Source organism: Geodermatophilus obscurus DSM 43160, from assembly GCF_000025345.1.
Lineage (GTDB): Bacteria > Actinomycetota > Actinomycetes > Mycobacteriales > Geodermatophilaceae > Geodermatophilus > Geodermatophilus obscurus.
This window is the reverse complement of sequence record NC_013757.1, coordinates 174,189-197,718: the sequence shown is the minus strand read 5'-3', so window position 1 is coordinate 197,718 and position 23,530 is coordinate 174,189. Positions and strand designations below refer to the sequence as shown.

Annotated in this window: 19 protein-coding genes and 1 rRNA gene; 10 read left to right on the top strand and 10 right to left on the bottom strand. The window is 72.6% G+C overall.

The window, feature by feature from the left end:
* Nucleotides 1-128: 128 nt before the first annotated feature.
* The 3 genes from GOBS_RS00905 to GOBS_RS00895 form a co-directional block, all read right to left on the bottom strand.
* Nucleotides 129-1,651: ribosomal RNA gene (locus GOBS_RS00905) — 16S ribosomal RNA — on the bottom strand.
* 672 nt (nt 1,652-2,323) lie between these two features.
* Entirely contained in the window at nt 2,324-2,947 is a 624-nt protein-coding gene (locus GOBS_RS00900; protein WP_012946432.1) for an alpha-ketoglutarate-dependent dioxygenase AlkB, read from the bottom strand.
* A gap of 162 nt (nt 2,948-3,109) precedes the next feature.
* A complete protein-coding gene (locus GOBS_RS00895; protein WP_012946431.1) occupies nt 3,110-5,335 on the bottom strand; it encodes a RecQ family ATP-dependent DNA helicase in 2,226 nt (741 codons plus the stop codon).
* 81 nt (nt 5,336-5,416) lie between these two features.
* Between GOBS_RS00895 and GOBS_RS00890 the strand changes: the two genes are divergently transcribed.
* From GOBS_RS00890 to GOBS_RS29120, 4 genes are all read left to right on the top strand, one after another.
* Nucleotides 5,417-6,235 (top strand): PHP domain-containing protein, encoded by an 819-nt coding sequence (locus GOBS_RS00890; protein WP_041241259.1) that lies wholly within the window; start codon nt 5,417-5,419, stop codon nt 6,233-6,235.
* A gap of 41 nt (nt 6,236-6,276) precedes the next feature.
* Entirely contained in the window at nt 6,277-7,302 is a 1,026-nt protein-coding gene (locus tag GOBS_RS00885; protein ID WP_012946429.1) for a carbamate kinase, read from the top strand.
* Between the two features lie 4 nt (nt 7,303-7,306).
* A complete protein-coding gene (gene bar, locus GOBS_RS00880) occupies nt 7,307-8,410 on the top strand; it encodes a barbiturase (protein ID WP_012946428.1) in 1,104 nt (367 codons plus the stop codon).
* Nucleotides 8,411-8,583: 173 nt separating this feature from the next.
* The gene (locus GOBS_RS29120) at nt 8,584-9,828 is read left to right on the top strand and encodes a Cache 3/Cache 2 fusion domain-containing protein (RefSeq protein WP_012946427.1); all 1,245 of its coding nucleotides are present in this window, start codon (nt 8,584-8,586) and stop codon (nt 9,826-9,828) included.
* A gap of 6 nt (nt 9,829-9,834) precedes the next feature.
* Here the strand turns inward: GOBS_RS29120 and GOBS_RS00870 are convergent, their stop codons facing one another.
* The 4 genes from GOBS_RS00870 to rpsD form a co-directional block, all read right to left on the bottom strand.
* Nucleotides 9,835-10,122 (bottom strand): Dabb family protein, encoded by a 288-nt coding sequence (locus tag GOBS_RS00870; protein ID WP_012946426.1) that lies wholly within the window; start codon nt 10,120-10,122, stop codon nt 9,835-9,837.
* Entirely contained in the window at nt 10,119-10,253 is a 135-nt protein-coding gene (locus GOBS_RS29115; protein ID WP_279432633.1) for a hypothetical protein, read from the bottom strand. The genes GOBS_RS00870 and GOBS_RS29115 overlap by 4 nt, the downstream gene beginning before the upstream one ends.
* A 207-nt stretch (nt 10,254-10,460) precedes the next feature.
* Complete coding sequence (locus tag GOBS_RS00865) at nt 10,461-10,994, bottom strand: RNA 2'-phosphotransferase (RefSeq protein WP_012946424.1); 534 nt, start codon at nt 10,992-10,994, stop codon at nt 10,461-10,463.
* Nucleotides 10,995-11,082: 88 nt separating this feature from the next.
* The gene (rpsD, locus tag GOBS_RS00860; protein WP_012946423.1) at nt 11,083-11,685 is read right to left on the bottom strand and encodes a 30S ribosomal protein S4; all 603 of its coding nucleotides are present in this window, start codon (nt 11,683-11,685) and stop codon (nt 11,083-11,085) included.
* A 62-nt stretch (nt 11,686-11,747) separates the two neighbouring features.
* Here rpsD and GOBS_RS00855 point away from each other — a divergent pair, with 62 nt between their 5' ends.
* The gene (locus tag GOBS_RS00855) at nt 11,748-12,500 is read left to right on the top strand and encodes a hypothetical protein (protein WP_012946422.1); all 753 of its coding nucleotides are present in this window, start codon (nt 11,748-11,750) and stop codon (nt 12,498-12,500) included.
* A gap of 87 nt (nt 12,501-12,587) precedes the next feature.
* Here the strand turns inward: GOBS_RS00855 and GOBS_RS00850 are convergent, their stop codons facing one another.
* Both GOBS_RS00850 and GOBS_RS00845 read right to left on the bottom strand, forming a co-directional pair.
* Nucleotides 12,588-13,988 (bottom strand): YlbE family protein, encoded by a 1,401-nt coding sequence (locus GOBS_RS00850; RefSeq protein WP_012946421.1) that lies wholly within the window; start codon nt 13,986-13,988, stop codon nt 12,588-12,590.
* A complete protein-coding gene (locus GOBS_RS00845; protein ID WP_012946420.1) occupies nt 13,985-15,457 on the bottom strand; it encodes an FdrA family protein in 1,473 nt (490 codons plus the stop codon). The genes GOBS_RS00850 and GOBS_RS00845 overlap by 4 nt, the downstream gene beginning before the upstream one ends.
* A 174-nt stretch (nt 15,458-15,631) precedes the next feature.
* On the opposite strand from GOBS_RS00845, the gene GOBS_RS00840 reads away from it, so the two are divergent.
* Genes GOBS_RS00840 through GOBS_RS00820 form a run of 5 tightly spaced genes read left to right on the top strand, consistent with a single transcriptional unit; the run spans nt 15,632 to nt 21,564 of the window.
* The gene (locus tag GOBS_RS00840) at nt 15,632-17,104 is read left to right on the top strand and encodes a uracil-xanthine permease family protein (protein WP_012946419.1); all 1,473 of its coding nucleotides are present in this window, start codon (nt 15,632-15,634) and stop codon (nt 17,102-17,104) included.
* Nucleotides 17,101-17,976 carry an FAD binding domain-containing protein gene (locus GOBS_RS00835; protein ID WP_012946418.1) on the top strand — a complete coding sequence of 292 codons (876 nt, stop codon included), beginning with the start codon at nt 17,101-17,103 and terminating at the stop codon, nt 17,974-17,976. Before GOBS_RS00840 ends, GOBS_RS00835 begins: the two co-directional genes overlap by 4 nt.
* The gene (locus tag GOBS_RS00830; RefSeq protein ID WP_012946417.1) at nt 17,973-18,494 is read left to right on the top strand and encodes a (2Fe-2S)-binding protein; all 522 of its coding nucleotides are present in this window, start codon (nt 17,973-17,975) and stop codon (nt 18,492-18,494) included. The genes GOBS_RS00835 and GOBS_RS00830 overlap by 4 nt, the downstream gene beginning before the upstream one ends.
* Nucleotides 18,491-20,905 carry an aerobic carbon-monoxide dehydrogenase large subunit gene (cutA, locus tag GOBS_RS00825; RefSeq protein WP_012946416.1) on the top strand — a complete coding sequence of 805 codons (2,415 nt, stop codon included), beginning with the start codon at nt 18,491-18,493 and terminating at the stop codon, nt 20,903-20,905. Before GOBS_RS00830 ends, cutA begins: the two co-directional genes overlap by 4 nt.
* Nucleotides 20,902-21,564, top strand: coding sequence for an SRPBCC family protein (locus GOBS_RS00820; RefSeq protein ID WP_012946415.1), 663 nt, complete (start codon nt 20,902-20,904; stop codon nt 21,562-21,564). The genes cutA and GOBS_RS00820 overlap by 4 nt, the downstream gene beginning before the upstream one ends.
* Before the next feature lie 1,022 nt (nt 21,565-22,586).
* Here GOBS_RS00820 and GOBS_RS00815 read toward each other — a convergent pair.
* Entirely contained in the window at nt 22,587-23,528 is a 942-nt protein-coding gene (locus tag GOBS_RS00815) for an oxidoreductase (RefSeq protein WP_012946414.1), read from the bottom strand.
* Nucleotides 23,529-23,530 lie beyond the last annotated feature (2 nt).

The following is a 23,530-nucleotide window of genomic DNA, read 5'->3' as shown; positions in this document are numbered from 1 at the left end:
CCGAACTGGTCAGCGTTCCACCCTCGAGCACTGCCCCGAACACCCGCGGCCCCCCACAGGCGGGAAACCATCACGGTCCGAGCGCAGCTCTGGACCACCACACGCATGTGGCGGCCAGTGCTCCTTAGAAAGGAGGTGATCCAGCCGCACCTTCCGGTACGGCTACCTTGTTACGACTTCGTCCCAATCGCCGATCCCGCCTTCGACGGCTCCCTCCCACAAGGGGTTGGGCCACCGGCTTCGGGCGTTACCGACTTTCGTGACGTGACGGGCGGTGTGTACAAGGCCCGGGAACGTATTCACCGCAGCGTTGCTGATCTGCGATTACTAGCGACTCCAACTTCATGGGGTCGAGTTGCAGACCCCAATCCGAACTGAGACCGGCTTTTTGGGATTCGCTCCACCTTGCGGTATCGCAGCCCTTTGTACCGGCCATTGTAGCATGTTTGCAGCCCTAGACATAAGGGGCATGATGATTTGACGTCATCCCCACCTTCCTCCGAGTTGACCCCGGCAGTCTCCCATGAGTCCCCACCATCACGTGCTGGCAACATGGAACGAGGGTTGCGCTCGTTGCGGGACTTAACCCAACATCTCACGACACGAGCTGACGACAACCATGCACCACCTGTGCACGGCCCTTACGGACCCCGCATCTCTGCGAGATTTCCGTGCATGTCAAGCCTAGGTAAGGTTCTTCGCGTTGCATCGAATTAAGCAACATGCTCCGCCGCTTGTGCGGGCCCCCGTCAATTCCTTTGAGTTTTAGCCTTGCGGCCGTACTCCCCAGGCGGGGCGCTTAATGCGTTAGCTGCGGCACGGAGACCGTGGAATGGCCCCCACACCTAGCGCCCAACGTTTACGGCGTGGACTACCAGGGTATCTAATCCTGTTCGCTCCCCACGCTTTCGCTCCTCAGCGTCAGTTGTTGCCCAGAGACCCGCCTTCGCCACCGGTGTTCCTCCTGATATCTGCGCATTTCACCGCTACACCAGGAATTCCAGTCTCCCCTGCAACACTCAAGTCGGCCCGTATCGACTGCAGGCCCGGAGTTGAGCTCCGGGTTTTCACAGCCGACGCGACCAACCGCCTACGAGCTCTTTACGCCCAATAATTCCGGACAACGCTTGCACCCTACGTATTACCGCGGCTGCTGGCACGTAGTTGGCCGGTGCTTCTTCTGCAGGTACCGTCACCTCACGGCTTCGTCCCTGCTGAAAGAGGTTTACAACCCGAAGGCCGTCATCCCCCACGCGGCGTCGCTGCGTCAGGCTTCCGCCCATTGCGCAATATTCCCCACTGCTGCCTCCCGTAGGAGTCTGGGCCGTGTCTCAGTCCCAGTGTGGCCGGTCACCCTCTCAGGCCGGCTACCCGTCGTCGCCTTGGTAGGCCACTACCCCACCAACAAGCTGATAGGCCGCGGGCCCATCCCCAGCCGGAAACCCTTTCCACCACCAGACCATGCGGCCAGCGGTCACATCCGGTATTAGCCCCAATTTCTTGGAGTTATCCCAGAGCCGGGGGCAGGTTGCCCACGTGTTACTCACCCGTTCGCCACTGATCCCCCACCGAAGCAGGTTCACCGTTCGACTTGCATGTGTTAAGCACGCCGCCAGCGTTCGTCCTGAGCCAGGATCAAACTCTCCGTAGATGCTTGAACCAGGCCGAGAACCGAGAACTGGACGCTCTCGATATCCATCAACCCAAAGAAACCCACAAAAAGGGGTTTGTTACTTGGCACTGACTTTCGGCACGCTGTTGAGTTCTCAAGGAGCGGACGCGCTCGTAGTCCAGCCCTTTCGGCCTTCGTTCGAGACGGTGTCTCCAATGTACACCGCGCTCCGCAGCAGTCAAACCTCGAGGGCTTGTCCGGCGGTTGACCAGGCTGGCGGCCCGGTCCGTTCTCGCTCGGTGCAGAGAGAACAGTACACCACTCTCGGAGCCCCTTGCACGGGGGGCCGGAGAGGCGGCCGTCCTCCTCTCGTCAGCCCTGTCACCAGGACCGGCGATGTCCTCGTAGAGCGGCTGGGAAGCCGCTCGTCCGGGAACGTGTGGTGGAACGTCGTCCGCACCGTGTCCCTTCCCGCCGTTCACGTCCTGCGTCACACGGAGGTGGGGGATGAGGCACTGCCGTCGTCCCGCTGCCGGGACGACGCCGGACACCCTCGCCGGCTGTCCCGCCGCATCCGCGCTCCTCGTGATGGAGCCGGGGGCGGGAGGCCGGCCGCTGGGGCCGCGATGTCCCGACGGGAGCCCACAAGGCGGCGCCCTCGTCGGCACTTCCGGCTGCAGGTGCGGTCTCCGTCACAGCGGCGCACCAGGGTCACGCGACGCCGCGGGGACGGAACTGCACGCTCACCCGGGGGCCCACGGGCTTGGTCGTCTTCGGGATGCAGTGCTCCCAGGTGCGCTGGCAGGAGCCCCCCATGACGACGAGGTCGCCGTGGCCCAGGGGGAAGCGCAGGCTCTCCCCGCCCCCGAGCGGGCGGAGCAGCAGCGGCCGCGGCGACCCGAAGGACACGATCGCCACCATCGTGTCAGCGCTGCGACCACGGCCGAGCCGGTCACCGTGCCAGGCGACGCTGTCCCGCCCGTCGCGGTAGAGGCACATGCCTGCGCTGACGAAGGGCTCGCCGAGCTCTGGCCGGTAGTGCCCGGTGAGCGTCTCGCGGGCCTGGGTCAGCAACGGGTGCGGCAGCGTCTCGTCCCCGCCGTACCACCGCAGCAGGCGGGGGACGGCGACCTCGCGCTCGTACATCTGCCGCCGGTCGGCCCGCCAGCCGATGTCCCCGAGCAGCACCTCGAGGACCTCGTCGGACCCCTGGACCCAGCCGGGCAGGTGGTCGACCCAGGCGCCGCGACCGAGGCGGTGCCGGGTGACCGCGAGCGGTCCGAGCGTGGCCTCCTCGGCGAGGTCCCACATCGACGGCTGGTGTGCGAGGGACATGGGCGGAGGCTACGACAGATCGAACGTGTGTACGAGTGCCGGTGGCGTCAACGGCTCCAGGGGAGAGGAGGCCACGGCCCGAGCCTGCGAGTGGCGTGGCCCCGTCCCGGGCCCCGGCCTGAGCTTGCGAAGGTCGGGGAGGACGGGGTCCCTCCAGCTCTCTCAGGCGGTGAGGGCCAGTGCGAAAGGCAGGACACGGGAGGCGCCGGCCAGGCGCAGCTCACGACCGGCGACGGTCATGGTCCAGCGTGAGTCGGCGAGGTCGTCGACCAGCAGCACCGGCACCGGACCCAGCTGGGCCAGGCGCTCGCGCAGCTCGGGGCCGACGACCATCCGTTGCCACACCCCGGCCAGCCGGAAGGCGCTGTTGCCGCCGGGCTGGCCGGTCGGACCGCCGTGCGCAAGGGACAGCTCCCCGAGGTAGGGCAACCGGCCGAGCCCGGCCAGCCCCTGGGCGAGCCCGGTCACCAGCTGCGGCCGACGGCGGGAGGGGACGGCGACCACGGCGGCCGGCCGTTCGGCCCAGTCCCAGGCCCCGAGCACCCGCGCACACGCACGCAGCAGCTCCTCGTCCGGCGGGACGTCGGACACGGACCGCTGCACCGGGACGTCGAAGGCGGCGTCCGGGTCCTCCTCGATGCCGGGCGCCTCCAGGTCGAGGGTGACCGTGCCGCCGACGCCGTCGTCCCCGAGCAGGGTGCGCAGCCGCTGACCCCAGCCGAGGTCGGTCAGCCGGGCGACGGCGCGGCCCGGGTCGAGCTGCTCGCCCGGTGCGATCCTGCCCTTGACCTCGACGCCGAGGCGGTCGGCGCCGGTCGGCCACTGGGCGCGCGGGGCGAGCTCCACGCCGGGGCGGTCGAGCGCTGCCGAGGCGGCCTGGGCCGCACCCTCCGGGACGTCCGAGGAGTACCAGGGGCCCGCGCAGACGTCGCAGCGGCCGCACGGCGCGGCGGTCGGGTCGTCGAGAGCTTCCTGCAGGAAGGCCATCCGGCACCGCGCCTCGTCGACCGGCTTCGCGTAGGCGATCATCGCCCGCTGCTCGGCCTCGCGGGTGCGCGTCACCCGGGCGTAGCGGTCGGCGTCGTAGACCCACGGGCGGCCGGTGGACCGCCACCCGCCCTGCACCCGTTCCACCGCGCCGTCGACGGCGAGCACCTTGAGCAGCAGCTCCAGCCGGGAGCGGCGGACGTCGGCCACCGTCTCCAGCCGGGCCACCGACCAGGCCTTGCCGTCGGCCATCGCCGACAGCACCGCGGCGGCGTGGTCCTCCCGCGGCATGGAGGAGGTGGCGAACCACTGCCAGATCGCGAGGTCCTCGGGGCCGGGCAGCAGCAGCACGTCGGCGTGCTCGACGGCGCGGCCGGCGCGGCCGACCTGCTGGTAGTAGCTGACCGGCGACGAGGGCGCCCCGAGGTGGACGACGAACCCGAGGTCGGGCTTGTCGAAGCCCATGCCGAGCGCGGAGGTGGCCACCAGCGCCTTGACCCGGTTCTCCCGCAGCGCCTCCTCGGCGTCCTTGCGGTCGGCGTCGTCGAGCCGACCGGTGTAGGCGCGCACCTCGTGGCCCGCGTCGCGCAGCAGCGCGGCGGTCTCCTCGGCCGCCGCGACGGTGAGCGTGTAGACGATGCCGCTGCCCGGCAGGTCCCCCAGGTGGGCGGCCAACCAGGCCAGCCGGGCCCGGTCGGTGGGCAGGCGGAGGACGCCGAGGCGCAGCGAGTCGCGGGCCAGCGGGCCCCGCACGGTCGTCACGCCCACGCCACCGGCGCCGAGCTGCTCGGCGACGTCGGCGACGACCCGCTCGTTCGCGGTGGCGGTGGTCGCGAGCACCGGCGTCCCGGCCGGGAGCGTGCCCAGCAGGTCACGGATGCGGCGGTAGTCGGGGCGGAAGTCGTGCCCCCAGTCGGAGACGCAGTGCGCCTCGTCGACGACGAGCAGGCCGCAGCGGGCGACCAGGTCCGGCAGCTGCTCCTCGCGGAAGCGCGGGTTGGTCAGCCGCTCCGGGGAGACCAGCAGGACGTCGACGTCGTCGGCGGCCAGCGCGGCGGCGACGTCGTCCCACTCGGTGGCGTTGGCGCTGGAGATCTCGACGGCGCGGATGCCGGCGCGCGCGGCGGCGGCGACCTGGTCGCGCATGAGCGCGAGCAGCGGGCTCACCAGCAGGGTCGGCCCGGCGCCGCGGCGGCGGAGCAGCGCGGTGGAGACGAAGTAGACCGCCGACTTGCCCCACCCGGTGCGCTGCACGACCAGCGCCCGCTCGGCGCGCTCGACCAGCGCGGCGACGGCGGCGTCCTGCCCCTCGCGGAACTCGGCGTCGGGCCGGCCGGTCAGCTCGCGGAGGACCCCGAGGGCCTCGAGGGCGAGGTCGGTCGTGGGCGCGGCGGTGCTCATGGCGTCCGACAGTAGGCAGCGCGGGCGACAGGACCGGCCGCCGCGCGGATCCTGGGGATGGAGGAGGACAATCCACACACCATGCGACCGCCGGACAACCACGTGCACACCAGGTGGTCCTGGGACACCGCTGACTCCTCCACGATGGTGCGCGCGTGCGAGCGGGCGGTGGCCCGGGGCCTCCCCGCCATCGCCTTCACCGAGCACCTCGACTTCACGACCTGGACGCCGGAGGACCGCGCGACCGCCGACGGGCTGGTCGACCGGCACGCGTCCCGGCACCTGCCCATCGACGTCGAGGGCTACTTCGCCGAGCTGGAGGAGTGCCGGGGGCGCTTCCCCGAGCTGCGGATCTGGTCGGGCGTGGAGACCGGCGAGCCGCACCTGTTCGCCGCCAGCGTCGCCGCCCACCTGCGCGACTCCCCCGTCGACCGGGTGCTCGGCTCGCTGCACTCGCTGAGCCAGGACGGCCGGCTCTACGGCATCGGCCGGCTGCTCTATCCCGACCCGGACACGACCATGCGCCGCTACCTGGCCGAGGTCGTCGACATGGTGGAGAACAGCGACGTCTTCCAGGTGCTCGCCCACGTCGACTTCCCGCGGCGCTACTGGCCCGGCGGGAGCGACCGGTACGCGGAGAAGGACTACGAGGAGGAGTACCGGGCGGTGTTCCGGGCGCTGGCCGGCACCGGGCGGGCGCTCGAGGTCAACACGACCAGCCCGCTGGCCTCGGTCGACCAGGTGCGCTGGTTCCACGAGGAGGGCGGCGAGGCGATCAGCTTCGGCAGCGACGCCCACCAGCCGGCCGGCGTCGGCCAGCACTTCGACCTCGCGGTGGACGTCGTCGAGGCCGCCGGCTTCCGGCCCGGCCGGGACGCCTTCGACTTCTGGCGCCGTTGAGGTACTTCAGCGCTGAGACATCTCGGACTAGGGTCGCCGGGGTGACCCCCGGCCGCGTCGTCATCGCCCTCGGGGGCAACGCGATGACCGGCCCGGACGGATCGGCGACACCCCGCGCGCAGCGCGACGCGATCGCGGCGGCCTGCCGGCACGTCGCGGCGGTCGTGGCCACCGGCGTCCAGGTGGTGCTGACCCACGGCAACGGGCCGCAGGTGGGCAACCTGCTGGTCAAGAACGAGCTCGCCGCGCACGAGGTCCCGCCCGTGCCGCTGGACTGGTGCGTCGCCCAGACCCAGGCGACCATCGGGTTCACGCTGGCCGACGAGCTCGACGCCGCCCTGTCCGCCCGCGGGCTGCCGCAGCGCACCGCCGTCCTGGTCACCCGCACCCTCGTCGACGCCGACGACCCGCACTTCCGCGAGCCCTCGAAGCCGGTCGGCCGCTACCTGCCGCGCGAGCGGGCCGAGCGCTCCATGGCGCACGGGCAGGTGTGGGAGGACCGCGGCGAGCGCGGCTGGCGCCGGGTCGTCGCCTCGCCCGAACCGCGGCGGGTGCTCGACGTGCCGGCCGTCGAGGCGCTGCTCGCGGCGGGGTTCGTCGTCGTCTGCGCCGGCGGGGGCGGCGTCCCGGTGGTCGACGACGGCACCGGTGGAGCGCTGCACGGCGTCGAGGCCGTCGTCGACAAGGACCTCACCGCAGCGCTGCTGGCGCGCGAGCTGGACGCCGGCACGCTCGTGATCGCGACCGACGTCCCGCAGGTGCTGGTCGGGTACGGCAGGCCCGGCGCCCGGCCGCTGGGCCGGGTCACCCCCCGCGAGCTGCGCGAGCACGCCGCGGCCGGCGAGTTCGGCCGCGGCTCGATGGGCCCCAAGGTCGAGGCCGCGCTGCGCTTCGTGGCGGGAGGCGGCGCCCGCGCCGTCATCACGTCCCTCGAGCACATCGCCGACGCCGTCACAGGTGACGACGCCGGCACCGTCCTGCAGAAGGACCCTCCTGCCCTCCACCCCTCGCGAGCTCGCGGCGGGACCCTGCAGGAGGGCCGCCCCATCCCGACCGAGGAAGAGTGATCAAGTGCCCGCACCGATCGAGGTCCGCAAGGTCCCGCTGCACAACGTCAGCGACGCCTCCGAGCTGGCGAAGCTCATCGACGACGGCGTCATGGAGGCCGACCGGGTCGTCGCCGTCATCGGCAAGACGGAGGGCAACGGTGGGGTCAACGACTACACCCGGATCATCGCCGACCGGGCCTTCCGCGAGGTCCTGCTCGAGAAGGGCACCCGCTCCAAGGAGGAGGTCGGGGAGATCCCGATCGTGTGGTCGGGCGGCACGGACGGCGTCATCAGCCCGCACGCCACGGTCTTCGCGACGCTGCCCGAGGACGCGGTGGAGAAGACGGACGAACCGCGGCTGACCGTCGGCTACGCGATGAGCGACGTCCTGCTGCCCGAGGACATCGGCCGCATCGCGATGGTGGAGAAGGTCGCCGACGGCGTGCGCCGGGCGATGGCGGAGGCGGGCATCACCGACCCGGCCGACGTCCACTACGTGCAGACCAAGACGCCGCTGCTGACCATCGAGACCATCCGCGACGCCAAGGCCCGCGGCGAGGAGACCTACTACGACGAGCCGCACGGCTCGATGGACCTGTCCAACGGGACGACGGCGCTGGGCATCGCGGTGGCGCTGGGCGAGATCGACATGCCGGAGCAGGGGCAGGTCATGCGCGACCTGTCGCTGTTCAGCGCGGTCGCCTCGTGCTCCTCGGGCGTGGAGCTGGACCGGGCGCAGATCGTCGTCGTCGGCAACGCGCGCGGGCACGGGGGCGCCTACCGGATCGGTCACTCGGTGATGCGCGATGCCCTGGACCAGGACGGCATCTGGAACGCGATCCGCGACGCCGGCCTGGATCTGCCCGAGCGGCCGCACCCCAGCGACCTCGGCGACCGGCTGGTCAACGTCTTCCTCAAGTGCGAGGCCGACCCGACCGGCTACGTCCGCGGCCGGCGCAACGCGATGCTCGACGACTCCGACGTCTTCTGGCACCGGCAGATCAAGGCGACCGTGGGCGGGGTGGCCGCGTCGGTGACGGGCGACCCGGCGGTGTTCGTGTCGGTGGCGGCGGTGCACCAGGGTCCGTCGGGGGGCGGTCCCGTGGCGGCGATCGTCAAGGCCTGAGACCCGCCGCCCCGTGGTGATCACGGGGGCACTACGGCGGCGCCGACGAGCCTGTGACGAAGGATACGGCGCGCCTCACCGCGGGTGACCGACGGCGACCTACCGTGGCCGCGCACCGCTCGCCGCCGATCCGGTTCCGGTGCTCCCCACCGAGTCGGCCGAGGAGGCGCGCCATGCGCTGGTCGTCTGCCCAGGAGACCACCCTGCCCGGGCCCGGCGTCGTGCCCGCCGGCCGCCCGACCGCGAGCCGGGCGCGCCGGCGGCTCGAGCGCGAGGGCGGGGCAGAGCACGCCGCCCAGCGGGCCGGCGTGCTCGCCCAGGCCAGCCGCGAGGTCTCGGACACGTCCCGGCAGGCAGCGGAGTCCCTCGCCGAGCTGCGCAGCGCGATCGGCGACATCTCGCAGAGCACGACCCACGCCTCGACCGTCGCCGAGGAGGCGGTCCGCGACGCGCAGTCCGTCGACGAGCGGATCGCTGCGCTGCAGGGCGCGACCGGGGCCATCACCGAGATCGTCCGGCTGCTGTCGGCCATCAGCCAGCAGAGCCGGTTCCTGGCGCTCAACGCCTACGTCGAGGCCGCCCGCGCCGGCGAGGTGGGCCGCGGCTTCGCCGTCGTCGCCGACGAGGTCAAGCAGCTCGCCGAGCGCACCGCCCGGGCCGCCGGCGACATCGGCGCCCAGGTGGAGGCGGTGCACCGGGAGACGCGCGCGGCCGTCGACGTCGTCTCGCGGATCACCACGACGCTGGGGTCGATCGCCGCGGCGCAGGACACCGTGGCGGCGGCCGTCGCGCAGCAGCGGGCGGCCACCGACCGGGTCGTCGAGAGCGTCGAGCGGGCGGCCGGTGGGTCGGCCCGGATCACCGAGGCGGTGGCCGCGCTCGCCGACGACCAGCGCGAGGCCTACGTCCGCCGGGCGCTGGCCGTGGCCGAGGACCTGCTGGAGGAGGCGGGCGGCGTGGCGCTGGGCGACGGCCGCCGGCGGCTGACCGTGCGCGACCAGGTCACCGGCGCGACGCGCGCGGTCGAGCTGCCCGACCTGCTCCTCGGCGGTGTGCCGCTGACCCGCGACGACGACCCGCGCCGTCCCGCACCGCTCGTCGACGACGTCGTCGCCCTGGTGGGCGGCAGCTGCACGCTGTTCCAGCGGCTGGACGGCGACGGCAGCATGGTGCGCGCGGCCACGACCGTCGTCACGGCGCAGGGCCGGCGCAACGTGGGCAGCTACATCCCCCGCCGCAACGCCGACGGCAGCGCCAACCCGGTGCTGACCGCCGTCCTAGCCAGGCGGACCTACACCGGTGTGGCGACCGTCGCCGACCGCCCGTACTTCACCGCGTACGAGGGCCTGCACGCGGCCGACGGGGAGCTGGTCGGGATGCTGTACGTCGGGATGCCCCTGGACGCGCTGCCCGGCTGAGCCCGCTCAGACCTCGAACTGCACCCGCGCGATCTCCTCGCAGACCGGGTCGAACTGCTCGCGCCGGATGCGGTTGTGCTCGGCCTCGGCGTCGTACACCCGGTAGGCGTCGGCGTCGACGAAGTCGCTGGTGATGGCGAAGCTCCAGGCGCCGGGGCGCAGGCCGGCGTCCAGGCCGACCCGCACGTCGAGCAACCCCTCCACGGGCAGGGCGACGATGGCGTCGAGCGCCTCCTGGACCTGGGCGAGGTCGGTGCCCGGGCGCACCCGGCCGACGACGACGTTGCGGATCACCGGCCCAGTGTGAGCCTGACCAGCACGAACCTGCGCTCCACGAGGTCGAGGAAGGCCGTCGGGTCGTGGTCGGGCTGCCAGGTGGTGGAGGCCGAGACGAGGACGGTGGCGGCCGCCTGCGCTGTGAGCACGGCTGCGAACGGGTCCCCCGGCCACTGGCGGCGTCCCCGTCCGTCGAGGGCGACCGCGATGTGCTCGTAGGCGGTGCGCGCATGGGCGACCAGCTCGGGGTCCTCCGCCAGCGGACGGCGAGGGTCGCGGTGTGCGGGACGAGGTACTCCCGGCAGACCGCGCCCAGCGCGGCCCCGGGACGCCCGTCCCCGGGGCACCGGGTCCGGTCAGCCGACGACGGTGAGGAAGGCGGGCGGGACGGCGTCGACCAGCCACACGCCGTTCGCCGACCGGGTGAAGACGGCGCCGACTGCCGCCATCCCCGCGGCGTCGACCCGGAGGACGACCGGCCGCCCGTGCCGCGCACCGACCCGGCGCGCGGTGACCTCGTCGGGGCTCAGGTGCACCGCGTGCCGCCGTCCGGGCCGCAGCCCCCCGGCCTCGATGGCCGGGACGTTCCGCTCCGCCGTCCCGTGGAAGAGGACCGGGGGCGGGGTCTGCGCGGCGTAGCCGAGGTCGACGGCGACGCTGTGGCCCTGGCTGGCGCGGATCCGGGTGCCGGTCCCATCGAGGGCGAACCGGCGCTTGTCGTTGGTGGCGACGACGCGCTCCAGCTCGGCCCGGGTCCAGCCGAGGGCGGCGAGCAGGGCGTCGACGTCCGCCCAGCCGGCGGCGTCCAGGGTCAGCCCGACGCTGCCGGGGGCGTGACGGAGCACGTAGGACAGCCGCTTGCTGCGCCGGACGACGTCGCGGGGGTCCACGCCTCGGCGGCTACCCGCCCGGCGCGAGATCTGCACAGTGGTGCCGGTCAGGGCCGTGATGGCCGCCGCTGTGCAGATCTCGCGGGGATCAGCGGGAGTAGTGCTCCACGACCAGCTGCTCCTCACAGACCACCGGCACCTCGTCGCGGTCCGGCACGCGCTCGACGCGGGCCACCAGGTCGGCCAGGCATACCTCGAGGTAGGCCGGCGGGGTGGCGTGCGCACCGGAGGCGGCGACGACGAACGGCTCCTTGGTGCGCGACTTCTCGGCGATCTGCACGAAGTCGCCGGGCTTGAGCCGGTAGGAGGGCCGGTCGACCCGCTTGCCGTTGACCAGCACGTGCTGGTGGGTGACGAACTGGCGCGCCTGGTAGACGGTGCGCGCGAAGCCGGCCCGCAGCACCGTGGCGTCGAGGCGGGACTCGAGGTCCTGGATCAGCGCCTCGCCGGTCTTGCCGCCCGTGCGCCGGGCCCGGTCGAACGCGGCGCGCAGCTGCGTCTCGCTGATGTCGTACTGGGCCCGCAGCCGCTGCTTCTCGCGCAGCCGGGTGGAGTAGTCGCTGTCCTTGCGGCGCTTGCGGCCGTGCTCACCGGGCGGGTACGGGCGGCGCTCGAAGTACTCGACGGCCTTGGGCGTGAGCGGGATGCCGAGGGCGCGGCTGATCCTGACCTTGGGACGCGGGGTGTTCACGGGGCCTCCAATGTTTGGTTAGGCTCACCTTATCCCCCGACGTCGACCCCCGAGGGGCACCCATGACCATCGGACGCCGGACGTCCTCCCCCGTGCACCAGGACCGCACCGCGGACGCCGCCGAGCGGGCCCGCACGGTCGCCACCCGGCCTCTGGCCTCGGTGCAGGCCCTGGGCCTCGGCACCAGCCGGCTGCTGGCCGCGGCGACGCTGGACGCCGGGCGGGTGCTGGTCGTCGTCCCCCGGAGCGGCGGGCTGGCGGCGGCGGTCCGCGAGGCCCCGGAGGGCGACCTGCCGGCGAAGGTGACGGTGACCTCCCGCTCGGTGCAGCCGCTGCGCAACCCGCTGCGGGCGCAGCTGGAGCTGGCCGGGTGGCTGACGCCGGTGCCCACCGAGGACGAGGCCGACCTGGTGCTGGCCTTCGCCGCCGTCCGCCCGGACGACGTCCTGCTCGACGTGGGGCTCACCGCGACTCTGCTGCGCCTCGACCTCGCCGAGGTGCTGCTGCACGAGGGCGGCGGCTGCACCGAGATCACGCCGGAGGACTACGCCGCCGCCCGGCCCGACCCGCTGGGCGCCGCCGAGGACGAGCTGATGAGCGAGCACACCGGTCCGCTGGCCGAGCTGCGCGCCCGGGTGCAGGCGTGGGCCGGCGACGACCCGGTGCACCTGCTGGGGTTGGACCGCCACGGGGTGCTCTTCCGGGTCGAGCCCCGCACCGGCTGCTACGACCTGCGCGTGCCGTTCCCCGCGCCGCTCACGTCGACCGGGGAGCTACCGGGCGCGGTCCGCACGCTGCTGTCCTGCGCCCGCTGAGGCTTCCTCTGTCGCGGCGAGTTGCATGAACTCGTGGTGATCAGCGGCTGATGGCCACGAGTTCGTCGCACTCGACGGGCTCGGAGGTCAGGCCACGCGGGCCTCCGCGGCGAGGGCGGCCAGCGCCTGCTCGAAGCACTCGCGCGGCGGCTGCACCAGCCCGGCGCCGACCTGCCCCGTGCCGGCGACCCGCCCCGCCATCCCGGTGTTGATCTGCGGCAGCCACCCGGTGCGCGCGACGGCGAGGACGTCGATGCCGGTCGGTGAGCCGCGGAAGCCGAGGATCGGCACCTGCATCGCCGGGTTCTCGGCCAGGGTCAGCTGGTACATCCGCTCGGTGGTGGCCAGCGCGTCGGGCACGGTGCCGCCGACGAAGCGGACGATCGCCGGTGCCGCGGCCATGGTGAAGCCGCCGACGCCGTAGGTCTCCATGATCGCGGAGTCGCCGATGTCGGGGTTGGCGTCGTCCGGGCCGTAGTCGCCGAGGAACAGTCCCACCGGGGTGTTGGCCGGGCCGGTGAACCAGCGGTCGCCGGTGCCGGCGGTCTGGATGCCGAACTCGGTCCCGTTGCGGGACATCACGGTCACCATCGTCGAGCCGGGCACGTCCCGCGCGGCGTCGAGGGCCAGCTTCGCCGTCGGCATGCCGAGGTTGAGGAAGAAGTGCTCGTTGCCGCCGATGAAGCGCAGCACCGCCGCGATGTCGGACGACGGCGCGTCCACCTCGACGACCGCCGGTGAGAGCTCGCGCAGGGTCATCAGCGAGCCGGCGCGGTTGCGGTTGTGCCCCTCGTCGCCCATCTGCAGCATCTGCGCGAGCACGGCCTTGACGTCGAGCGGGTCGGCCATCGAGCGCACCGCCGCCTGCAGCACCGGGCCGAGGACGTCGCGCATCCACCGCAGCCGGGCGAGCACCTCGTCGTTGTAGGCGCCCATCCGCAGCACCTTGCCCAGGCCCTCGTTGAGGTTGCAGAACGCCCGCCCGCCGGTGACCGGGTCCTCCAGGCACCACGTCCACATCGACGGCGACGTGACGCCGGCCATCGGACCGACGGCCCGGTGGTGGTGGCACGGGTCGAGCGCGATCCCGCCGGAGGCCAGCAGCCGCTCGGCCTCCTCGACGGTCGAGGCCCACCCCTCGAACAGGCAGGCGCCGATGAGCGCGCCGCGCAGCGGACCGGACGCGTCGTCCCACCCGATCGGCGGGCCGGCGTGCAGCAGCGTGCGGTCTGGCAGGCCGAGCACGTCCCGCGCCGGCCGGACGTCGACCAGGCGGGACCCGGCGGCCATCACCCGCTCGACGGCGGTGCGGTTGGCCGCGGCGCGGCGCCGGTCGAGGGCGAGGGTGGCGAGGTCGGCGGGGTCGCCGAGGCCGGGCGGCCGCCAGTCCACGTCGTGCACGTCGGCGCCCTGGGCGCGCAACGCGTCGGAGAAAACGTCGACGCCCGCGGCGACGACCGTCGGCGTCCCGAAGAGCAGGTCCCTCATCGCGCGGCTCCCAGCAGGTCGAGCGCGTGCCGGGTGGCCTGCGCGTTGGAGGCGAAGACGGCCGCACCGGCCGCGGCGAGGGCGTCGGCCTGGCGCGACCAGCCCTGCGGGTCGGCCTCGGTGCCGACCAGCGCGACGACGGCGGGCAGCCCGGCCGCCCGCAGCGCGGGGACCAGCGACGCAACCGGGTCGGGGTCGGCGCCGTGGCCGAGGACGACGTCCATCAGCACCACCGCGGGCTCGCCGGACGCCGCGATCCGGGCCAGCGCCTCCAGCCGCAGCGTCGGGTCGATCATCGGGTGCGCCCGGCCGACGGTGAGCGCGTCGTCCCCGAAGTCGACGACGACGTGCCCGCGGGCGACCAGGTCCGTCCCGAGGTCGAGCTCGGGGCGCAGCGGGGTGTTGGAGCGGACGTCGCCGAGCACGGGCGCGGCGATGAGCATCGCCTCGTCGGCGAGGGTCCCGCCGGCGAAGAGGCCCTTGAGGACGGCGCCGGGGGCGGCCCCCAGTGCGGCGGGACGCGACGGCCACTCCGGCACCGCGACTCCCATGTCCCGCAGCAGGGCCTCGACCGCGGCGGTGAGGTCGGGGCTCTCCGCCGACAGCGCGGCCGGGTGCACCGGCACGGACAGCTCCGCGGCGGCCTCGGCCACCGCCACCGCCACCGCCGGCGCCGGCGGCTTGGACACCAGCAGCACCCGCTCGGTGGCCGGGTCGGCATCGAAAAGGGCCAGTGCATCGAGCGTGGCCAGCCCGCCGACCGCCTCCGACAGGTCACGGCCGCCGACGCCGAGGACGTGCGAGACCCCGACGCCGGCCGTGTCGAGCAGGCAGGAGACCTGCTGGGCGCCGGTGCCCGACGCGGCGACCAGCCCGACCGGGCCGCGGCGAACCACGTTGGCGAAGCCGAGCGCGAGGCCGGAGACGATCGCCGTCCCGCAGTCGGAGCCCATGACGAGCACGCCGGCGTCGTGCGCGGCGCGCTTGAGCGCCACCTCGTGCTCGACCGGGACGCCGTCGGAGAAGACCAGCACGCTGCGACCGGCGGCGATCGCGTCGGCGGCCTCCGCGACGGCGTACTGCCCCGGGACGCTGACGACGGCGAGCGCCGGGCCGTCGCCGTCGAGCGCGCCGAGCCCGGCGCCGACGGTGCGCAGCGGCACGGTCTGCGCGGGGCCGGCGGCGCGCTCGCGGGCGGCCAGCGCGGCGTCGACGGCGGCGACCGCGGCGGCCAGCGCGTCGTCGTCCACGGCCGAGACGGCGACGAGCAGCTGGTCGGGCGAGGCGCCCTCGGCAGGGGCCAGACCCATGCCCGCGGCGAGCTCGAGGTTCAGCGGCGTGGCCATCGCGACGAGCACCGCGGTGACCCCCTCGCGGGCGCTGACGTCCCGGCTGACCTGCATCAACCGGACCGAGTCGGCGTACACGCCGCTGCGCAGGGAGACGTGCCGTACGCCCGTAGCTGTCACCCCGCGCACCGTACCGGTCGATTACCTCAGCGGTGAGACACCGCGGTAACGACGATTTAGCGCTGAGGTACTTCCGCCGCGTTGCCGGGCGTGTCACATTGGCGCCCGCTGGGAGCCGGGAACGTCCGTCCGGGGGAACCGGCCACGTCCCAGGTGCGGGTCGAGGAGGCGGTCATGGCGTTGGGCTGGAAGCTCTACGGGGACGGCAAGACGCCGCCGTTGGGTGAGGCGGTGGCACCCGACGAGCGGCTCTCCTGGCCGCGCACCGTCGGCATCGGGGCGCAGCACGTCGTCGCCATGTTCGGAGCGACCTTCGTCTTCCCGCTGATCATGGGGCTGGACGCCAACCTGGCGATCATGATGAGCGGCGTCGCGACGATCATCTTCCTGCTCATCGTGAAGAACCGGGTGCCGAGCTACCTGGGCACCAGCGCGGCGTTCGTCGGGGGTGTGGCGGCGATCCGCGCCAACGGTGGCGACTCGAGCGACGTCGTCGGCGCCCTCCTGGTCGCCGGTGTCGTCCTCGCCCTCGTCGGCCTGCTGATCCACGTGGCCGGCCTCAGCGTGATCAACAGGGTGCTGCCGCCCGCCGTCACCGGTGCGGTGGTCATGCTCATCGGCTTCAACCTGGCCCCGGTCGCCGCCGGCGTGTACTGGCCGCAGGACCAGTGGGTGGCGCTGGCGACGATGACGTTCGTCATCGTGGCCTCCCTGGCCCTGCGGGGCTTCCTCGCCCGCATCTCCATCCTGCTCGGGCTGGTCTTCGGCTACCTGCTCTCGGTCCTGCTCGACGTCACCGCCGGGCAGATCACCTCGCCCGACGGCACCGGTGAGGTCGTCACCCGTGACCGGATCAACTTCAACTCCGTCGCCGCCGCCGACTGGTTCGGCCTCCCGGACTTCACCGCGCCGAGCTTCTCCCTGAACTACTCGCTGCTGGTCATCCCCGCTGTCATCGCACTGGTCGCGGAGAACGTCGGCCACGTCAAGGCGGTCGCCGAGATGACCAAGCGCGACCTCGACCCGATGATGGGCCGCGCCGTGATGGCCGATGGTGTCGCGACGGTCGTCGCCACCTCTGTCGGCGGGTCCCCCACCACCACCTACGCCGAGAACATCGGCGTCATGGCCGCCACCCGCGTCTACTCGACGGCGGCCTACTACGTGGCGGCGGTCGTGGCGATCCTGCTGGGCCTGATCCCGAAGTTCGGCGCGCTGATCAACATCGTCCCGGGCGGTGTGCTCGGCGGTATCACCGTCGTCCTCTACGGGATGATCGGCCTGCTCGGCGCCAAGATCTGGAAGGAGAACCGGGTCGACTTCGCCAACCCGGTCAACCTGGTGCCGCTGGCCGCCGGGATCATCATCGGGATCGGCAACGTCACCATCGCGTTCAACGACCAGTACCAGCTCACCGGCATCGCGCTGGGCTCGATCGTCGCCGTCCTGGCCTGGCACGTCGCCCGGGCGCTCGCCCCGGCGGACATGAAGGCCGCGCTGCTCCGCGAGGGCGCCCACCCTGCGGCGGGGACGACGTTCGGCCACGTGCACGGCGACGAGGCCAGCCCCGACCCGTCCTCGGTCGACGAGGTCGGCCGGCCCGGCGTCCCCCGCCGCAGCCCAGGAGAGGGCACGCTGCCCCGGTGAAACCCGCCCCCTTCCGGTACGCCGACCCGCGCTCGGTGCCCGAGGCCCTCGAGGTCCTCGCCGCCGAGGAGGGCGCCAAGGTGCTGGCCGGTGGCCAGTCGCTGCTGCCGCTGCTGTCGATGCGGCTCGCGGCGCCGGCCACGCTGGTCGACCTCAACCGGGTGCCCGGCCTCGACACCGTCGAGGTCGGCGGGGACGGCGTGCGGGTGGGGGCGCTGGTCCGGCACGCCGGGCTGCTGGCGCACGAGGGGGCCGCCCGGGTGCAGCCGCTGCTGGCCCGGGCGACGGCGAACGTCGCCCACCCGGCGATCCGGAACCGGGGGACGACGGTCGGTTCCCTCGCGCACGCCGACCCCGCGGGCGAGATGACGTCGGTGCTCGCGCTGACCGGCGGCTCGGTGACGGTGGCCTCGTCGTCCGGCACCGGCACCGTCGGCTGGCGCGACCTGTTCGTCGGCCCGCTGGAGACCTCGCTGCCGGGCGCCGCCGTCGTCACCTCCGCCTTCTTCCCGGCGCTGCCGCCGCGGTCGGGCACCGCCTTCGCCGAGGTGGCCCGGCGGAAGGGCGACTACGCGGTGTGCGGCGCGGGCGTCGTCGTCACGCTCGACGAGGACCGCCGCGTCACCGCCGTCCGGGCTTCCTACGTCTCGGTGGGCCTGACCCCCGAGGTGCACGACCTCACCGACGCCGTCGCCGGTTCCCCGGTCGAGAAGGCCGACTGGGCCGCGGCCGGCGCGCTGGCCCGCACGCTGGTCGACCCGGACGGCGACCTGCACGCCAGCGCCGACTACCGCCTCCTGCTGGTCGGCGTGCTGACGGAGCGGACGTTGGCCTCTGCCGCCGAGGAAGCCACCGAGAGGACTCCCGCGTGACCGTCTCCGTCGACACCGACCGGACCGTCCGGCTGACCGTGAACGGTGTTCCACGTGAAGCCACCGTGCCGGTGCGGCGGCTGCTGTCCGACGCGCTGCGCCACGACCTCGGGCTGACCGGCACGCACGTCGGCTGCGAGCACGGCGTGTGCGGTGCCTGCACGGTGCTGGTGGACGGCGAACCGGTGCGCTCCTGCCTGGTGCTCGCCGTGCAGGTGGACGGGGCCTCCGTCACGACCGTCGAGGGGCTGGCCCGCGAGGACCACCAGGGCGGGCAGGTGCTGCACCCGGTCCAGGAGGCGTTCCGCGAGTGTCACGCCCTGCAGTGCGGGTTCTGCACGCCGGGCTTCCTGGTGACGATCGCCGCCGGACTCGAGGCGCGGGACGCGTCGGAGGAGCTCACCGAGGAGGAGGTCGACGACCTGGTCGGCGGCAACCTCTGCCGGTGCACCGGCTACGCCAACATCAAGAAGGCCGTGCGCAACGCGGCCGCGACGATGCGGGACGGCGCCGCGTGACCACGAAGCTGTTCGGCGAGCCGGTCCGCCGGCGCGAGGACGCCCGACTGATCACCGGTAGGGGCCGCTACCTCGACGACATCGGCACCGGCGCGCTGGCCGCCGCCTTCGTGCGCAGCCCGCACGCGCACGCCCGCATCGTCGACGTCGACGTGGACGCCGCTCTCGACGTCGAGGGCCTGGTCGCCATCTACACCTACGAAGACCTCACCGGCCCGCTCGCCGAGCCGCTGCCGGTGCTCATCCCGCACCCGCAGCTGACCGCGCCGCGCACCGGCTACCCGCTGGCCAACGGCGAGGTCAACCACGTCGGCGAGCCGGTCGTGATGGTGGTGGCCACCGACCGGTACGTCGCCGAGGACGCCGCCGAGCGGATCGCCGTCACCTACGAGGAGCTGCCCGCCGTCGTCGGGGTGGACGCCGCCCGCGAGGCTCGCTCGTGCGTCCACGAGGAGATCCCGGACAACGTCGCGGCGCGGCACCACCAGGAGACCGGGGACGTCGAGCCGGCGCTGGCCGCTTCGCCGCACACGCTGTCGTTCACCCAGTACGTCGAGCGCAGCGCGGGCATGCCGCTGGAGGGCAAGGGTGTGCACGCGCGGTGGGACGCCGACGACCGCTCGCTGCGGGTGCACACCAGCACCCAGGCCTCGACGTCCGTGCGGGCCGCCATCGCCGCGAAGCTGCAGCTCCCGCTCGACCAGGTGGAGGTCGTCGCCCCGGACGTCGGCGGCGGCTTCGGCGTGAAGATCGTGCACCCGTGGCCCGAGGAGCTGCTGGTGCCGATGGCCGCGATCGTGCTCGGCCGCGAGGTGAAGTGGACCGAGGACCGCCGCGAGCACTTCATCTCCAGCGCCCACGAACGCCAGCAGCGGCAGGAGGTCAGCGTCGGGTTCGACGACGACGGCCGGATCACCGCGCTCGACGTCCACGTCTGGCACGACCACGGCGCCTACACACCCTACGGGATCATCGTGCCGATCATCACCGCGACCCAGCTGGTCGGCCCGTACGTGATCCCCGTGTACCGGGTCGTCGTGGAGAGCGTCTACACGAACACGGTCATCGTGACGCCGTACCGCGGTGCCGGGCGGCCGCAGGGCTGCTTCGCGATGGAGCGGACGATGGACCGCATCGCCGACGTCCTCGGCCTGGACCGGGCCGTCGTCCGCGAGCGCAACCTCATCCAGCCCTCGCAGTTCCCGTACGACCACCACCTGACGTTCCAGGACGGCCGGCCGGTCGTCTACGACTCCGGCGACTACCCGGCGCTGCTCGAGAAGCTCAAGGCGCTGGTCGGGTGGGACGGCGTCGACGCGCTGCGAGACGACGCCGAGGCGCGCGGCAAGCTGCTCGGAGTCGGGATGGCGCTGTACGTGGAGGGCACCGGGCCCGGTCCGTACGAGGGCGGGCACGTGCAGGTGCTGGGCAGTGGCAAGGTGCTGGTGTCGACCGGGCTGACCACGCAGGGCCAGGGGCACGAGACGTCGTTCGCGCAGATCGTCGCCTCCGAGCTCGGGGTGCCCATCGAGGACGTCGAGGTGACCACCGGGGACACCCGCCGGTTCCCGTACGCGGTCGGCACCTTCGCCTCGCGGGCCGCGGTGATGAGCGGCAACGCGATCGCGCTGGCCGCGCGCGGGGTGCGGGCGAAGGCGCTGCGGATCGCCGCGGACGTGCTGGAGGCCGACCCGGGGGACCTGGAGATCGAGGACGGCGTCGTGCAGGTGCGGGGGACGCCGGGGGCCTCGATCCCGCTGCGGACGGTGGCGGTGCTGTCCAACCCGCTGCGGTACGCGTTCGACGAGGCGGCCAAGCAGGCGACGCAGTTCGCGACGCACGACGACACCAAGCCGCCGGTCGCCGAGGGCGACGCCCCGGGGCTGGAGCACCGCGACTACTACTCGCCGCTGCGCTCGACCTTCGCGTCCGGCGCGCACGCGGCGGTGGTGGAGATCGATCCGGCGACGTGGGAGATCGACGTCGTGGACTACGCGGTGGTGCACGACTGCGGCAACGTGGTGAACCCGATGATCGTCGAGGGCCAGGTGCACGGCGGCGTAGCGCAGGGCGTGGGCGGGGCGCTGTACGAGCGGATGGCCTACGACCGTGATGGGCAGCTGCAGAACGCGTCGTTCATGGACTTCCTCATGCCGTACGCCTCCGAGGTGCCCGACATCGTGATCGACCACCAGCAGACGCCGTCGCCGCTGAACCCGCTGGGCATCAAGGGCGCCGGAGAGGCCGGCGTGATCCCGGGGTCGGCGGCGCTGGCGTCGGCTATCGAGGACGCGGTGGGACGGCGGATCACCTCGATGCCGATCTCCCCCACCGAGCTGTACGACCTGGTGCGGGACCCGTCCTCAGAGCGGACCGCGGCGTCGGGCCGCAGGACAGGAGTGGGTGCGTGAACCTCGACGGCTCGGCGGTGCTGCACGGCTCGCCCGAGGCGGTGTGGGAGGCCCTGACGGACCCCGCGGTGCTCGCGCGGACGATCCCGGGGTGCCTGGCGCTGGAGCGGGTCGGCGAGGACTCGTACCGGATGGACGTCTCGGTGGGCGTCGGCGCGGTGAAGGGGACGTACGCGGGCGAGGTGCACCTGACCGACCAGGAGCGGCCGAAGTCCTACGTGATGCACGCGTCCGGGGCGGGGGCGCCGGGTCAGGTGCGGGCGACGGTGACGATCGAGCTGGCGCCGTCCGAGGATTCCTCGACGACGCTGACCTACTCGGCGGACGCGGTGGTGGGCGGGCCGGTGGCAGGCGTGGGCCAGCGGATGATTACCGGAGTTGCCAAGCGGATGGCCGCGCAGTTCTTCACCGCGGTGGACGCCGAACTGACGGGGGTTGCCGCTCCCGCTGAGCCGCGGCCGTCGGCGGCGGCGGCGGTGAGCCAGACGGACGCTGAGGCCCCCGCTGCTCCCCAGCCGCAGGTTTTCGTCGGCCACGCCGGCGTTCCCGCGGGAACGTCCGGCGACCTCCGCACCCTGGCGCTCGGCGCCGCCGGGGGCAGCCTGCTCACCCTGATCGGCGTCCTGGTCGGCTACCGCCTAGGCCGGCGTAAAGGCTGATTGCTTGAGCGCCCGACAGCGCCGGTGTTCTCAGTGAATTTATGCTCTGCGTTGTCGTACGTACGTTCAAGGGAGCGCGCTAGGCATGCAGCCGAGAGCGTGATACATCAGTATGGCAGAGGTGACCCATACGCCCTCAGGCGCCGAAGCCGCCAGTACGGCAAGTTCTGCCGAGACGGCTACACAGAAGCTTGTCCATGACGAGATTACCCAACGGGCAGCGCGCCTGAATGAGAGCTCAGGTCGGATCGACACCAAAGCTACTACTCTACTAGGCTTTTCTCTAGCCTTGGCGACGTTTTTGGGCGCTCAACCAGTTGGCGGATGGTGGAAGATTCCCTCGCTGCTTGCTCTCAGTGCGGCTGCGTACTTCGGGGTGCAATCCATGAGGCCACGAACGTTCAACGACGCGCCCGAGCCACGTCCGCTGATGGAGTTAGTATCCGGTCGCCGAGAACAGGCAGCGCTGGCGCTTATAATCGCCGCCAAAGTACAGGCGTTCGAGGCGAACAAGCGGACCCATAAAAAGAAGGCTGCAGCATGGCGCCGCTCCATGGTGGCGCTTACACTAGGCGTAGCACTTCTCGTGACAGCTTTAATGCTGGGAGGCAAAAATGACACCGGACGAAACGACCCACAGCCAGGCCAGCAACCCGCCTCCACCACCGCCCCCTCCTCCCACCGATGATCAAATTGTCCAGGCATTGATTGGGACAGAAACTAAGGGGGCGGACCCGGCAGTCACCAATCTGGTTGATCGCCTCGTAGGAACTAATGAATTCACGGACAGGGGTCACTCTAGGCCAGAACGGCGATAGCTATCGCCGGAGGGCGACCCCACTCAGCCTGGCCATCAATCCTCGCGGCCTTTAGGCCATGGCATCAGATTGGGTGCTGCACGAGTTGCTCATCACCTGGCGCGGGTCAAGCGCTGAGCGGAAGGCCCAGTCGTTTCCGTTGGGCGTCGATTGCACCCGAGCCGAAATCTTCCCTGCTCAAGGTACTTGCAGGGTCGTATCGAGTTACGGGCCGCAATCTGCGGCCGTGACGTCCAGCGGGATGCCGGTCTCGCGCTCGGAGACCTGCCACAGGACGTCTATCTGCTCCTGCAGGCCGCGCCGGCGCAGGATAGGTCGCCGCACCGCCGGGCCGTGCGAGCCGTACCGCGGCGCGTACAGCTCCCCACCACGAGCTCGCGGGTCTGTCGCGGCGCGCAGCTGCGGCCGGACCCCCTCGAACGGCGACATCCCCGACCGCGCGGTCAACACCTCGAAGAACGCCCCCACCCGGCCGGCGCCGCCCTCGCGCACCGCACGCGCCTGCAGGTCGGTGTTCGTCAGCCCCGGGTGGGCGACCAGGCTCGCCGCCGTCACACCGGCCGCGGCGAACCGCTGCTGAAGGCCCAGGCCGAAGTGCAGGTTCGCCATCTTCGACCGCGCGTAGGCCGACCACGCTCCGTAACCGCGCTCGAGATGCACGTCCGCCGGGTCCAGCCGCCCGGCTCGGTGCCGTGCCGTGCTCGTCACCGTCACCACGCGCGCGGCCGGCGCCCGCAGCAGCGCCGGCAGCAGGTGCGCGGTCAGCGCCCAGTGCCCGAGGTGGTTGACGCCGAACTGCATCTCGAACCCGTCGGCCGTCGTCCACTGCGGCATCGCCATCACCCCGGCGTTGTTCACGAGCAGGTCCACGCGCTCGTGCCGGTCCAGCACGGCTCGCGCGGCGGCCGCCACCGAAGACAGGTCCCCCAGGTCCAGCGGCACCACCTCTAGGGACGCCGAGGGGTGGCTCACCCGGACCCGCTCCTCGGCAGCCGCCGTCTTCACAGAATCCCGGGCAGCCATCACCACGTGCGCACCCGCGCCGGCCAGCGCCAGCGCCGTCTGCAGGCCCAGCCCACCGTTCGCGCCGGTCACCACCGCCGTCCGGCCGGTCAGGTCGGGGATGTCGCGCTCGGTCCAGGCCATCG